Source organism: Acidovorax cavernicola (assembly GCF_003581445.1).
Map to the genome: position 1 here is coordinate 1 of NZ_QXMN01000015.1, position 13,349 is coordinate 13,349.

Sequence of the window (13,349 nt, forward strand, 5' to 3'; positions counted from 1 at the left end):
GAGGAGGGTAGGGCACTCACCGGAAACATTCTAAAAGCGGGTCGCGAACGGGGGTGCTTGGCAGGGTATCGAGGTGTATTTGGCGCGCTTATACCGATCCTCAACCGATCTCATTGGCTTTGGCGAAGGCGAATACCTAAGCTTCCCTTCGCCAACGTATTCGCACCACAAGAACGCACCGGAGACACCCACGACATCGCCATGGCACACCAGCCATGCCGCGCAGGGGGCCGCCGCGCGCGTTCGCCGACCACCCTGAAAGCCGACGCCATGACGACACCCCGCCCCCTGCGCTCCGCCGCCTGGTTCAACAACCCCGCGCACAGCGAACTCTCCGTGTTGCACCTGGCCTGGTTCCTGAACTACGGCCTCACCCGCGAAGAACTGCAATCGGGCAAGCCGATCATCGGCATCGCGCAAAGCGGCTCCGACCTCACGCCCTGCAACCGCCACCACCGCGAGCTGTCGCTGCGGGTGCGCGAAGGCATCCGCGAGATGGGCGGCATCGCGATGGAATTCCCGATGCACCCGATCCAGGAGAACGGCCGCCGCCCCACAGCCGCGCTCGACCGCAACCTGGCCTACCTGGGGCTCGTCGAAATCCTCACCGGCTACCCGATCGACGGCGTGGTGCTGACCACCGGCTGCGACAAGACCGCGCCCGCCGCGCTGATGGCCGCGGCCACCGCCAACATTCCCGCCATCGTGCTGTCGGGCGGCCCGATGCTCAACGGCTGGCACGAAGGCCAGCGCACCGGCACCGGCACTACGCTGTTCAAGGCGCGCGAGTTGTTCGCCAAGGGCAGCATCGACTTCCCCGGCTACATCGACCTCGTAGGCTCCACCGTGCCCTCGGCCGGACACTGCAACGTGATGGGCACGGCCTCGACGATGAACGCGCTGGCCGAGGCGCTGGGCATGAGCCTGCCCGGCTGCGCGGCCATTCCCGCGCCGTACCGCGAGCGCGGCCAGATGGCCTACGAAACGGGCCGGCGCATCGTCGACATGGTGCGCGAAGACCTGAAGCCCTCGGACATCCTCACGCGCTCGGCCTTCGAGAACGCGATCGTCGTCAACTCGGCCATCGGCGGCTCGACCAACGCGCCGATCCACCTGATCGCCATCGCCAAGCACGCGGGCGTCGAGCTGGACATCCACGACTGGGAAAAGGTCGGCCTCGACGTGCCGCTGTTGCTGAACATGCAGCCCGCCGGCAAGTACCTCGGCGAAGAGTTCTACCGCGCGGGCGGCGTGCCCGCCGTGGTGGCCGAGCTGCATCGGCATGGCCTGATCCGCACCGACGCGCGCACCGTCAACGGCCACACGCTCGCCGCCAACTGCGCCGACGCACCGGTGAAGGACGCCGACGTGATCCGCCCCTTCGAGCAGCCGCTGCGCGAGAACGCCGGCTTCCTCGTGATGTCGGGCAACCTGTTCGACAGCGCGATCATGAAGACCAGCGTGATCTCCGACGAGTTTCGCGCCCGCTACCTGAGCAAGGCCGGCGACCTCGACGCCTTCGTGGGACGCGCCATCGTGTTCGACGGCCCGGAGGATTTCGAGGCCCGCATCGAAGACCCGTCCCTGGACATCGACGAGAGCTGCATCCTGTTCATGCGCGGCGTCGGCCCCATCGGGCATCCGGGCTCGTCGGAAGTGGTGAACATGCGCGCGCCGTCGCATCTGCTCAAGAGCGGCGTGTCGGCCTTGCCCTGCATCGGCGACGGCCGACAGTCGGGCACCTCGGGCTCGCCGTCGATCCTCAACGCATCGCCCGAGGCCGCCGCAGGCACGGGCCTCGCGTTGCTGCAGACCGGCGACAAGGTGCGCGTGGACCTGAAGGCGCGCACCGTCAACATGCTGGTCGCCGACGATGTGCTGCAGGCGCGCGCCCGTGAACTCGAGGCCAAGGGCGGCTACCCCATTCCCGCCAGCCAGACACCGTGGCAGGAGATCCAGCGCGCGATGGTGGACACGCTGTCCGAAGGCATGGTGCTGAAGCCGGCGACCAAGTACCAGCGCGTGGCGCAGACGGCGGGGATTCCGCGTCGGAATCACTGAGGGCTTGTTCGGGGCGCGATCACGCCGACGGGGCACCTTGCTCCGCGAATGTCCCCCGGCCTGCGGCCTCCTCCTTTATTTCGCTGCGCAAGGCACCCCATCAGCGTGATCGTTGTGCGCAGCGGTCGTTGATCGCCAAGCACCAGCAGCGTGCCCTCGTGCGCAGGGCATCGGGTGCTCCCCGCAGCGAAATAAAGGAGGAGCGAAGCGGGGGACATTCGCGGAGGGGAGTACCCGGTGTCCTGTGCACGCGCCCTGAACAAACACCGCACACGAATTTTTCAAATCAAAAGAAGGAGTCAGACATGAAGTGGATGAGCGTTCAAACGCCCCAGGGCCCCCGCGTGGGCTACATCAAGGACGGCGCACTGCAGCCCGTCGATGCCAGCCGCATGCAGGACATCGTCGAGGGCAAGGCCTGGCACGACGCTGGCCAGCCGATCCCGCTCGCCGACGTCAAGCCCACGCTGCCGTTCGCACCGAGAAACATCATCTGCATCGGCGCCAACTACCGCGACCATTGCATCGAGACCGGCCTGGCGATCCCCGAGAAGCCCGTCGTCTTCGCCAAGTTCAGCAACACGCTGGCCGCGGACGGTGACGCGATCGCCTGGCCCGAAGGCTTCACCGAGAAGGTCGACTGGGAAGCTGAACTCGGCGTCGTCATCGGCCAGCGCGCGCAGGGCGTGCGCGAGGCCGACGCGCTCTCGCATGTGTTCGGCTACGTCGCCGCCAACGACGTGAGCGCGCGCGACGTGCAACTGGGCGAGGCGCAATGGGTGCGCGGCAAGTCGCTCGACGGCTTCTGCCCGCTCGCGCCCACCGTCGTCACGCGCGACGAAGTGGCCGACGTGCAATCGCTGGGCATCCGCTGCCTCGTCAACGGCGAGGCCGTGCAGTCGTCCAATACCAGCGAGATGATCTTCTCGGTCGCGTTCCTCGTCGCGTACCTCTCGCGCGCCATCACGCTCGAACCCGGCGACCTGATCCTCACCGGCACGCCTGCCGGTGTCGGGCTGGGCCTCAAGCCGCCGCGCTTCCTCAAACGCGGCGACGTGGTCTCGGTCGAGATCGACGGACTGGGTTCGGTGACGAACCCGGTCCACGGCGCGGTCGCACGCGGCTAGCCTCGGCGCCTTTCAAGCAGACATACCTACTCAGGAGACAACAACAATGACAAGCACGAGTCCCTACGGCGAACTGGTCAGCGCCGCCATCCAGAAGGCGCGCTGGCGCCTGCTGCCGATGCTGATCGTCATGTACATCATGTCGATCCTCGACCGCGTGAACGTCGGCTTCGCCAAGCAGGCGCTGCAGATCGACACCGGCCTGAGCAACAGCGCCTTCGCGCTCGGCGCCGGCATCTTCTTCGTGAGCTACGCCATCTTCGAGGTGCCGAGCAACGTGATCCTGTCGCGCGTCGGCCCGCGCATCTGGCTGTGCCGGATCATGGTCACCTGGGGACTCGTGGCCTCGGCCATGATGTTCGCCACCACCGAGACCTCCTTCTACGTGCTGCGCTTCCTGCTCGGCATCGCGGAGGCGGGCTTCTACCCCGGCGTGCTGCTCACGCTGACCTACTGGTTCCCCGCCAAGGTCCGCGCGCAGGCCAACGGCATCCTGTTGTTCGGCTTCGCGGGTGCGCTCGTCATCGGCGGGCCGATCTCCGGCGCGCTGCTCGACATGAACGGCATCGGCGGCCTCAAGGGCTGGGAGTGGATGTTCCTGATCGAGGGCCTGATGGCGGTGGTGGTGGGCATCGTGGCCTTCTTCGTCATCGTCGACCGGCCGCACAACGCGCCCTGGCTCACGACGGCGCAGCAGAACGCGCTGCAGGCCGTGCTCGACCAGGAAGCGGCGGAGAAGTCGGCCGACAGCCCGCAGACCGTGTGGCAGACGCTGCGCAATCCGCGGGTCATGTTCTTCGCGCTGAACTTCTTCATCGTGCAGATCGCGGCCTACGGCCTCATCTTCTATCTCCCGACCCAGGTCGCGCAGATCCTGGGCCAGAAGATCGGCCTGCTGGTCGGCTTCGTCACCAGCATCCCGTGGCTGCTGGCGCTGTTCGTCGTGTACTTCGTCACGCGCTGGTCCGACCGCAACCACGACCGGCGCCGCGTCACCGTGGCCACGCTGTACACGATCTTTGGCGTGTGCGTGTGCCTGTCGGCGCATGGCTCGCCGATCTTCGCCATCGCGGCGCTGTCCATCGGCGCATCGACCTACCTGTCGGGCACGCCGATCTTCTATGCCTTCCTGTCGGAGCGGCTGTCGGGCCTGGGCATCGCCACGGGCATCGCGCTGGTGAACTCCATCGGCAACCTCGGCGGCTTCGTGGCGCCCAACCTGCGGACCTATGTGGAGCAGAACCACGGCGGCTCGGCCGCGGGGCTGTACGCGCTGGGCAGCGCGGCGCTGCTGGCCGCGCTGATGCTGGCGCTCATGCCCAAGGGCTGGCGCGTGGCGAAGAAGAGCGGGGCGGCTACGGCGACCGAGGCCGTGCTCGACCGCCGGGCGCGCGCCTGACCGATCAGAAGGCCTGTCGCCAGACGCGCGACAGCGCCTGCCACGCGCAGTCCACTTCCGGCCGCTTGAGCGCGCCGGCCAGGCAGACAAAGCGCAGGTCGCAGCCGATGCTCACGCGGTCTGCGATGACCAGGCCGTCGCGCTGGCTGGCCTGCAGCGCCAGCGCATCGCGCGCCAGCGAAATGCCCACGCCGGCGCGCACCAGCGCCAGCATCGACATCTCCTGGTCGGCCTGTGCGGCCTTTTTCAGCACCAGCTTGTGGGTCTGCAGCACGGGCGCCAACAGCCGCGAATGCGACGAGGTCGGCGGCGCCAGCACCCACGGCAGGTAGGCCAGCTCGGGCCAGTCGCGGCCCAGCACCTGCGGCGCCCAGCCGCTCGGGCCGATCACCTGGTAGTTGAAACGCGTCAGCACCTGCGAATGGAACAGGCCGCCTTCCTGGCGGCGCGCGGCCGCACTGGCCTGCGGCAGGTCGGTGGCCTCGGGGTCGCCGAGGTAGAAACCGATGTCCAGCTCCTTGTTGAGCAGGCGCGCAAGCACGTCGCCACTCGTGCCCTGGTGCAGTTCGGTTTCGAGCTCGGGCGCCAGCCCCACCAGTTCGGTGAGGAAGGGGCTGAGCCGCGTGAAGTCGGGGTCGAGGATGGTGCCGATGCGCAGCGACCCGCGCACGCCGCCCTTGAGCCGCTCGGCGGCCACCGCGAAATCGTTGAGGCCTTCGAGCGCATGCTCGGCATGGTTGAGCAGCGCCGCGCCGTCGCGCGTGAGCAGCAGGCCGGTGGGCGTGCGCTGGAACAGCTCCAGCTCGACCAGCGCGCCCAGCTCCTTGAGCTGGAGGCTCACCGCCGGCTGCGTGAGAAACAGGCGCTGCGCGCCGCGCGACACCGAACCCTCGCGGGCCACGGCCACGAAGGCCTGCAGGAGCCGGGGCTCGATCTTCTTCATGCCGCGCCGGGCAGAGGCTGCAACTGCTTGAACATGACGAAGGCATCCACGAAGCCGTGCTGCGGATGCCGGAACGCGCCCGGCAGCGTGCCGACGATGGCGAAGCCCATGTGCTGCCACAGCCGCACCGCGCGCTCGTTGGTGGACACCACGAAGTTGAACTGCATCGCCAGGAAGCCCATGCGCAGGGCCTGCTGCTGCGAGTGTTCGCACAGCGCCGAGGCCACGCCCAGGCCGCGCGCCGCCTCGGACACCACATACCCGCAGTTGCTCACATGCGCGCCCTGGCCCGGCTGGTTGGGGCGGATGACATAGGTGCCGAGCACGGTGCCTTCGTCGTTGCAGGCCACGACGGTCAGGGTGGGCACTGTCATCCACGAGTGGCGCGCCTCTTCTTCCGTCACGTCGGGCGCGTAGGTGTAGGTGTCGCCGCGGCGGAACGTCGGTTCGAGAACGGCCCAGATGGCGGGCCAATCCGCATCGAGGGCTTCGCGTATCTGGATCATGGGGTGATTCGGAAAGGGGCCAACATGCCAACAAGGATAATCCGCGCCCATGGAAATCATCAGCTTTCTCGTCGACTTCATTCTTCACGTCGACAAACACCTCGAGGCCTTCGTTGTCGCCTATGGCCCCTGGGTCTATGCGCTGCTGTTCCTGATCGTGTTCGTCGAGACCGGCGCGGTGGTGATGCCGTTCCTGCCGGGCGACTCGCTGCTGTTCATCGTCGGCGCGCTGTGCGGTGCGGGGCTCATGAGCTATCCGCTGGCCTGCGGCCTCCTGATCGCCGCAGCCATCCTGGGCGACCAGTGCAACTACTCGATCGGGCGCTACTTCGGGCCCAAGGTGTTCCAGTGGGAGAACTCGCGCTTCTTCAATCGCAAGGCCTTCGACCAGGCGCACAGCTTCTATGAGCGCTATGGCGGCATCACCATCGTGCTCGCGCGCTTCATGCCTTTCATCCGCACTTTCGCGCCCTTCGTGGCCGGCGTGGCCGAGATGAACCGCGCGAAGTTCACGGCCTACAACGTGGGCGGCGCGCTGATCTGGGTGCTGGGCATCGTCACGGCGGGCTACTTCTTCGGCAATCTGCCGTTCGTGAAGCAGCACCTGGACAAGATCATCTGGGCGCTGATCTTCGTGCCCGGCCTGCTGGCGATCTTCGGCGCGTGGCGCGCCTCCAAGGCAGAGAAGGCGCGGGCGGCGCAAGCCACGCAGGCCTGAGTCGCTGCCGATTGATCCCATGAAAAAACGCGCCGGCTGGCGCGTTTTTCGTTGAGGGTGAAGATCAGTAGCGCGGCCCGTTGTCCGGGTAGTAGCCGCTGCCGCGCGGATAGCGCTGCTGGTTGTAGTAGTTGCGTTCGTCGACGCTGCGGCCCACCTGATTACCGATCACGCCACCGATGGCTGCGCCGCCGAGCGTGGCGCCGGTGTTGCCGCCGATCGCATGGCCCACCGCCGCGCCGCCGAGTGCGCCGATACCGGTGCCGAGGTTCTGGTTGGGACCGCTCGCACAGCCAGCCAGCGCCATGACCGACGTGGTTGCCGCTGCGGCGATCCAGAGACGTGTGTTGAACATGAGGTCCACCTTTCGAGAGTGATGCCTCATCATGGCCAAAAGTATGCATTCCCCGTTGTAGGAGCCTGCCGCACGTGCCTGTGCGCGGTGGTGGGCCGCACCACGTGGGACGGTGCGCGCGTGGCCGTAGGCAAGGCTTGCAAGCAAATGCGTGCGCTCAGGCAGGGCGCGGCCCGGGCGGCTTTTTCTTCTTCGGTGTGGGTTCCATCGCCCCCGAGGCCGCGGCGCGCAGGATGCGGCGGAAGGTCGGGCATTCCATGTGGCTCGGCGCGGGGCAGACCGCCGCGTGCCGCAATCCGTCGCGCATCGCGGTGAGCTGGCGGATCGTGCGGTCGAGGTCCTGCGCCTTGTCGGCGAGCACCTGCCGGTCGATGCGCGGCTTGCCTTCGGGCGAGAACATGTGGCCGATCTCGTCGAGTGAGAAACCGGCGGCACGCCCCAGCGCGATGAGCGCCAGCCGCTCCAGCACCTCGGGCGCGAACACCCGGCGCAGGCCGTGCCGGCCGGTCGAGGCGATCAGCCCCTTTTCTTCGTAGAAGCGCAGCGTCGATGCGGGAACGCCGGAGCGCTGTGCCACTTCCGAAATGTCCATGTGCCGGCCCCTCTTGACTTCAAGTCGACTTGAATTGGCACAGTCTAGCTTCCGCCGCTTGAAGGCACCTGAAGGAAAACGATCATGGACGACACATCTCCCGCCAACGCCGAGCAGGCCGCCTTGTGGAACGGCCGCGCCGGCAGCGCCTGGGTCCAGACGCAGGCCGTGCTCGATGCGATGTTCCAGCCGCTCGAAGCGCGGTTGACCGACGCGGTGCGCGCCGTGGGCGCACGCCGCGTGCTCGACGTCGGCTGTGGCACGGGCCGCACGACGCTCGCCGTGGCGCGGCAACTCGGCGCGACGGGCGAATGCCTCGGCATCGACATTTCGGCGCCGATGATCGAGGCGGCACGCGCCCGCGCCGCACGCGAGGCGTTGCCGTCGGTCCGCTTCGTCTGCGCCGACGTGCAGGGCCATGCTTTCGAGCCGGCGGCGTTCGACATGGTCATCTCGCGCCTGGGCGTGATGTTCTTCGACGACCCGGTGCGGGCCTTTGCCAATCTGCGGGGCGCCGCGGCGGACGGCGCGGCCCTGCGTTGCATCGCCTGGCGCGGCGGGGCCGACAACCCGTTCATGACGGTGGCCGAGCGCGCCGCCGCGCCGCTGCTGCCTGGCCTGCCGCCGCGCCGCCCGAACGCGCCGGGCCAATTCGCGTTTGCAGACCGCGCGCGGGTCGCGGACATCCTTGGTGCGAGCGGGTGGGGCGAGGTCGACATCCAGCCCTTCGATGTCGAATGCGCGTTCTCCGCGACAGCGCTGGTCGACTACTTCACGCGGCTCGGGCCGGTCGGCCTCGTCCTGCAGGAGGCGAATGCCGCGACGCGCGAGAAGGTCGTCGAAGCCTTGCGCACGGCCTTCGCGCCCTATGTGCAGGGCGACGAGGTGCGCTTCGTCGCGGCCTGCTGGATGATCGGCGCGCGTGCATCGGTGCGGGAGCGCGGTCATGTCTGAGCCTGTCGAGTACGTGATTCGCACCGTGTGGATCGGCGTCGGTGCGACGGTGGTGATGGACCTCTGGGCCGTGCTGCGCCTGCGCCTGTTCGGCATTCCCTCGCTGGATTACGCATTCGTCGGCCGCTGGCTGGGGCACCTGAGGTGGGGGCGCTTCTTCCATGACCCCATTGCGAAATCGCCGCGCGTGCCCGGCGAACGCGTCATCGGCTGGACTGCGCACTACCTGATCGGTATTGCGTTCGCGGCGGTGCTGGTCGCGGGCTGGGGCTTGGCGTGGGCCCGTCAGCCGACGCTGGGCCCGGCGTTGATCGTCGGCATCGGCAGCGTGGTGGCACCGTTCTGCGTGATGCAGCCGGCGATGGGTGCGGGCTTTGCGGCAAGCCGCACGCCGCGCCCTGGGATGGCGCGGTTCCAGAGCCTGGTCACGCACGGCATCTTCGGTGTCGGCCTCTATCTGGCCGCGGTGGTTGCCCGCATGGCGGGCGTCTAGATCAGAGCTGCCGGCTGCGCGCCAGCGGCGGGTTCTGTGCGAAGTAGCGCTGGATGCCACGCATCAGCGCGTCGGCCAGGTTTTCCTGGTAGTCGGCGCGGCGCAGGTTGGCTTCTTCCTCGGGGTTGCTGATGAAGGCCGTCTCGACCAGCACGCTGGGGATGTCAGGGGCCTTCAGCACCGCGAAGCCGGCCTGCTCGACCTGCGCCTTGTGCAGCCGTGCACCGATGCCCTTGATCTCGCCGAGCATGGCGCCGCCGAGCTTCAGGCTGTCGTTGATCTGCGCGGTGGTGCTCATGTCGAGCAGGGCGCGCTGCACCTGCGCTTCGTGGTTGCCCACGTTCACGCCACCGACCTTGTCGGCGTCGTTTTCCTTGTTGGCGAGCCAGCGCGCGGCGCTGCTCGATGCGCCGCTCTGGCTCAGCGCGAACACGCTGGCGCCGCGCGCGGCGGGCGTGGTGAAGGCGTCGGCGTGGATGCTCACGAACAGGTCGGCCTGCACGCGCCGGGCCTTCTGCACGCGCACGCCCAGCGGCACGAAGAAGTCGGCGTCGCGCGTGAGAAAGGCGCGCATCGGGCTGCCGTTGACGCTGGACGCATTGATGCGCTCGCGCAGGCGGTGCGCCACCTGCAGCACGATGTCTTTCTCGCGCGTGCCGTTCGGGCCGATGGCGCCGGGGTCTTCTCCGCCATGGCCGGGGTCGAGCGCGACGATGATGATGCGGTCGGTGCGGCTGGCCGTGGCGCGCGGCGGTGGCGCGGCTGGTGTCGGTGTGGTGGGGCGCACCACCGGGGCCGGTGCCGTGGCCACTGCAGGCGGCGGTGCCGGCGGCAACGGAATCGGCATGCCGCCCGGGGGCAGGGCCGGCGCGGGCGCCGACGGGCCCGGGCGCATGGATTGCTGCGCCATCAGGTCGCCCAGCGGGTCACCGGGCGGCATGGCGGGGCGCACGGGCGCGGGGGCCGGCGATGGCGCGACGGGCGCGGTCGGGGCGGTGGCGATGGCCGTGCCATTGCTGGCGCTGCTGCTGCCGTTCTTGGGCGCATCGCGCAGCCGCTCGGCGATCAGCGCTTCCATCGGGTCGATGGCCTGCTCAGGGTACAGGTCGAGCACCAGCCGGTGCTTGTAGGCGGCCACGGGCGCCAGCGAGAACACCTGCGGGCGCACGGTCTGCTTCAGGTCGAACACGATGCGCACCACCTTCGGGGCGTTCTGCCCGATGCGCAGGCCGTTGATGTACGGATCGCCCGGCTTGATCTTGCCGACGAGGTCGCGCAACTCGGTGTTCAGGTCGATGCCTTCGATGTCCACGGCCAGCCGGGGCGGGCTGCCGACCACGAGCTGCTGCGAGTTGAGGCGGGCGTCGGACTCGATGGTCACGCGGGTGTAGTCGGCGGCAGGCCACACGCGCACCGCGAGGATGCTGGCGCCGCGCGCGATCTGGTGCACGCCCAGCATCAGCGCGATGCTGCCGCCTTGCAGCAGCACACGCCGTTTCAGGCCGGTCGCCTTCATGCGGCGAGGCACGCCAGCAGGTCGCTGCCGCGGGGGGTGTTCGCAAGAAGGGTCACGCTGCGGGTGTCGTCAGTCATTGCTTCTATTTTAATAGCTAGATCAGCAGGTGGAGTGCGCCCCGCGGCGTTTTCCGGCCACTCGGCCAGCTTGAGGCCCGGGCCCGCGAAAATGTCACGGAAGCCCGCGTCGTCCCATTCGCGCGGATCGGCGAAACGGTAGAAGTCGAAGTGGTAGATGGCCAGCCCGTCGGGCGCCTCGTGCGGCTCGACCACCGCGTAGGTGGGGCTCTTGATGCGCCCGGCGATGCCGAGGGCGCGCAGCAGGTGGCGCACGAAGGTGGTCTTGCCGGCGCCCAGATCGCCATGCAGCGCGATGAAGGCGTCGCGCAGCGCGGGCGACGCGGCGAGTGCGCGCGCCAGTGTGTCGGTGTCGTCTTCGCCCTGCCAGCGCAGGGTGCGCGTTTCTACAATCGGCAAGTGATCGTCAGCCATCCACTCGTTGCTCGTATTCAGGCCTTGGCCCGGGAACTCGGATTCTCCCAAATCGGAATCGCGGGCGTCGATCTGTCGAGCGCCGAAGACGGTCTGATGCAATGGCTGGCCCATGGGTTCCACGGCGAAATGCAATACATGGCAACACACGGCACGCGCCGCGCGCGGCCTGCGGAGTTGGTGCCGGGCACGGTGAGCGTGATCACCGCGCGCATGGACTACCTGCCGCGCGACACGCCGGGCGACTGGCAGACCGTCGAGTTCGACCGCCTCACGCGGCCCGGCGAAGCCGTCGTGTCGGTCTATGCGCGGGGCCGCGACTATCACAAGGTCCTGCGCAATCGCCTCGCGAAACTGGCCGAGAAGATCGCCGAAGAGGTCGGCCCCTTCGGCCACCGCGCCTTCACCGATTCGGCACCCGTGCTCGAGGCCGAGCTGGCCTCGCGCAGCGGCCAGGGCTGGCGCGGCAAGCACACGCTGGTGCTCGACCGCGAGGCGGGCTCGATGTTCTTCCTCGGCGAGATCTATGTCGACATGGCCCTGCCGCCGAGCGAGCCCGTGACGGCGCATTGCGGCAGTTGCAGTGCCTGCATCGACGTGTGCCCGACCCGCGCCATCGTCGCGCCGAAGCGGCTCGATGCCCGGCGCTGCATCTCGTACCTGACCATCGAGCATGCCGGCGCCATTCCGGTGGAACTGCGCCCGCTGATGGCCAACCGCATCTACGGCTGCGACGACTGCCAGCTGATCTGTCCCTGGAACAAGTTCGCGAAGAAAAGCACGCTGCCCGACTTCGACGCGCGCGAAGGCCTCACCGGGCGCACGTTGGCCGAGCTGTTCGCATGGAGCGAAGAAGACTTCTTGCGCCGCACCGAAGGCAGCCCGATCCGACGCATCGGGCACGAGCGCTGGCTGCGCAACATTGCGGTGGCGCTGGGCAATGCCGTGAGATCAGGCGAGGACGGCGCGAAGGAGGCGCTGGCCACGCGCGCCGCGCACGAGAGCGAGCTGGTGCGCGAGCACGTGGCATGGGGGCTGGCGCAGCAGCCCGCAGACCAGCCGGTTTAGGTCGGGAGAATCTCGCGCACGCGCTCCCAGGGGCGGCACATCAACGTGCCCTTGGGCGACACCACGATGGGACGCTGCAGCAGGATCGGGTGCTCGACGATGGCGTCGAACAGCTGGTCGTCGGTCAGTTTCTCATCCGCCAGCTTCAGTTCTTCGTAGGGCGCTTCCTTCGTGCGCAGCAGGTCGCGCGCCGTCATGCCCATGGCCTTCGTCAGCTCGCGCAGCTTCTTCTTCGAGGGCGGCGTTTCCAGGTACAGGACGATCTCGGGCTCCACGCCGCTTTCGCGGATCAGGCCCAGCACGTTGCGCGACGTGCTGCAGTTGGGCTTGTGGTAGATCGTCATCGGGTAGGCGGTGGTCGGTGTGCGTGCGGTCATGGCGTCGATTATGGGAAGAAAGGGCGTCAGCTTTTTCCGGCGTCCTCGTCCATCGAGAAGGGAAAGCGCGCGGCCCAGAATTCCGCCAGCCGCGGGTCTGCATCCACGCGCCGCACGACGCGCGCCATGCGCGGCGCCACGCGGTAGAAGCGCCGGCGGGTCGGTGTCCAGCGCGACACCACGGTCACGTACAGGTCGAGCATGCTGAGCTTGTCGCCCAGCAGATAAGGCGCGGGCTCGTCGATCTGCGTGTCCATGAGGTGCCAGCAATGCGCGATCCGCTCGGCCGTGCGTTCGAGCACCACGGCCTGCGCAGCGGCGTCGGCCGCCAGGCGCGTCGGCTCATCGCGCACCCAGAACATCGAATAGATCGAGGCCGGCAGGTAGACCATCCAGCGCAGGTACTGCGCGCGGCGCGGATCGTCGGGCGCGGGGCAGAGTCCGGCTTCGGGGTAGCGGTCGCCCAGCCAGATCAGGATGGCTGCGCTCTCGGTCATCACCTCGCCCGACGGCAGCACGAGCGCGGGCACCTGGCGCATCGGGTTGACGTCGGTGAGTCGTTCGCGTTCGGACTCGCCCTCCCAGGGGGCGACGTCGACCGTGTCGACCTGCGCGCCGATCAGCGTCAGCGCGGCATGGACGGGTGTGGCGCCCGAGCCGGGCGCGCCGTAGAGGGTGTAGCGGTCGGCGGCTGCTGTGGCCGCCGGGGCGGATGGAGAGGCCATCCGCGCAGGTTACTGCAGGGGCGT

At 68.4% G+C, this 13,349-nt stretch carries 15 protein-coding genes; 7 read left to right on the plus strand and 8 right to left on the minus strand.

What is annotated here, in order from left to right; genetic code table 11:
- Positions 1-270: 270 nt before the first annotated feature.
- The 3 genes from D3H34_RS13855 (at position 271) to D3H34_RS13865 (ending at position 4,587) form a co-directional block, all read left to right on the plus strand.
- The gene (locus D3H34_RS13855) at positions 271-2,061 is read left to right on the plus strand and encodes an IlvD/Edd family dehydratase (protein WP_119554095.1); all 1,791 of its coding nucleotides are present in this window, start codon (positions 271-273) and stop codon (positions 2,059-2,061) included.
- A 305-nt stretch (positions 2,062-2,366) separates the two neighbouring features.
- Positions 2,367-3,188, plus strand: a complete 822-nt coding sequence (locus tag D3H34_RS13860; RefSeq protein WP_119554096.1) for a fumarylacetoacetate hydrolase family protein — start codon at positions 2,367-2,369, stop codon at positions 3,186-3,188.
- Between the two features lie 46 nt (positions 3,189-3,234).
- The gene (locus D3H34_RS13865) at positions 3,235-4,587 is read left to right on the plus strand and encodes an MFS transporter (RefSeq protein WP_119554097.1); all 1,353 of its coding nucleotides are present in this window, start codon (positions 3,235-3,237) and stop codon (positions 4,585-4,587) included.
- Between the two features lie 4 nt (positions 4,588-4,591).
- Here D3H34_RS13865 and D3H34_RS13870 read toward each other — a convergent pair whose 3' ends face one another.
- On the minus strand, positions 4,592-5,530 hold the full coding sequence (locus D3H34_RS13870) for a LysR family transcriptional regulator (RefSeq protein ID WP_119554098.1): 939 nt from the start codon (positions 5,528-5,530) through the stop codon (positions 4,592-4,594).
- Complete coding sequence (locus D3H34_RS13875; protein ID WP_119554099.1) at positions 5,527-6,036, minus strand: GNAT family N-acetyltransferase; 510 nt, start codon at positions 6,034-6,036, stop codon at positions 5,527-5,529. Before D3H34_RS13875 ends, D3H34_RS13870 begins: the two co-directional genes overlap by 4 nt.
- 49 nt (positions 6,037-6,085) lie before the next feature.
- Here D3H34_RS13875 and D3H34_RS13880 point away from each other — a divergent pair, with 49 nt between their 5' ends.
- Complete coding sequence (locus D3H34_RS13880) at positions 6,086-6,754, plus strand: DedA family protein (RefSeq protein ID WP_119554100.1); 669 nt, start codon at positions 6,086-6,088, stop codon at positions 6,752-6,754.
- Positions 6,755-6,818: 64 nt separating this feature from the next.
- Here the strand turns inward: D3H34_RS13880 and D3H34_RS13885 are convergent, their stop codons facing one another.
- Together D3H34_RS13885 and D3H34_RS13890 are read right to left on the minus strand one after the other, a co-directional pair.
- Positions 6,819-7,109: a YMGG-like glycine zipper-containing protein gene (locus tag D3H34_RS13885; RefSeq protein ID WP_286185703.1), complete on the minus strand. Its 291-nt coding sequence runs from the start codon at positions 7,107-7,109 to the stop codon at positions 6,819-6,821.
- Positions 7,110-7,266: 157 nt separating this feature from the next.
- Entirely contained in the window at positions 7,267-7,701 is a 435-nt protein-coding gene (locus D3H34_RS13890; RefSeq protein WP_119554101.1) for a helix-turn-helix domain-containing protein, read from the minus strand.
- 84 nt (positions 7,702-7,785) lie between these two features.
- Between D3H34_RS13890 and D3H34_RS13895 the strand changes: the two genes are divergently transcribed.
- Both D3H34_RS13895 and D3H34_RS13900 read left to right on the plus strand, forming a co-directional pair.
- On the plus strand, positions 7,786-8,655 hold the full coding sequence (locus D3H34_RS13895; RefSeq protein ID WP_119554102.1) for a class I SAM-dependent methyltransferase: 870 nt from the start codon (positions 7,786-7,788) through the stop codon (positions 8,653-8,655).
- Positions 8,648-9,148 carry a DUF2938 domain-containing protein gene (locus D3H34_RS13900; RefSeq protein ID WP_119554103.1) on the plus strand — a complete coding sequence of 167 codons (501 nt, stop codon included), beginning with the start codon at positions 8,648-8,650 and terminating at the stop codon, positions 9,146-9,148. Before D3H34_RS13895 ends, D3H34_RS13900 begins: the two co-directional genes overlap by 8 nt.
- A gap of 1 nt (position 9,149) precedes the next feature.
- Here the strand turns inward: D3H34_RS13900 and D3H34_RS13905 are convergent, their stop codons facing one another.
- Positions 9,150-10,664 carry an N-acetylmuramoyl-L-alanine amidase gene (locus D3H34_RS13905; protein ID WP_119554104.1) on the minus strand — a complete coding sequence of 505 codons (1,515 nt, stop codon included), beginning with the start codon at positions 10,662-10,664 and terminating at the stop codon, positions 9,150-9,152.
- Positions 10,661-11,155, minus strand: a complete 495-nt coding sequence (gene tsaE, locus D3H34_RS13910; protein ID WP_119554105.1) for a tRNA (adenosine(37)-N6)-threonylcarbamoyltransferase complex ATPase subunit type 1 TsaE — start codon at positions 11,153-11,155, stop codon at positions 10,661-10,663. Before tsaE ends, D3H34_RS13905 begins: the two co-directional genes overlap by 4 nt.
- Before the next feature lie 15 nt (positions 11,156-11,170).
- On the opposite strand from tsaE, the gene queG reads away from it, so the two are divergent.
- Entirely contained in the window at positions 11,171-12,223 is a 1,053-nt protein-coding gene (gene queG / locus D3H34_RS13915) for a tRNA epoxyqueuosine(34) reductase QueG (RefSeq protein WP_119554190.1), read from the plus strand.
- On the opposite strand, the gene arsC is transcribed toward queG, so the two are convergent.
- Positions 12,220-12,600: an arsenate reductase (glutaredoxin) gene (gene arsC / locus D3H34_RS13920; protein WP_119554106.1), complete on the minus strand. Its 381-nt coding sequence runs from the start codon at positions 12,598-12,600 to the stop codon at positions 12,220-12,222. The genes queG and arsC overlap by 4 nt on opposite strands.
- A gap of 26 nt (positions 12,601-12,626) precedes the next feature.
- A complete protein-coding gene (locus D3H34_RS13925; RefSeq protein ID WP_119554107.1) occupies positions 12,627-13,325 on the minus strand; it encodes a glutathione S-transferase family protein in 699 nt (232 codons plus the stop codon).
- Positions 13,326-13,349 lie beyond the last annotated feature (24 nt).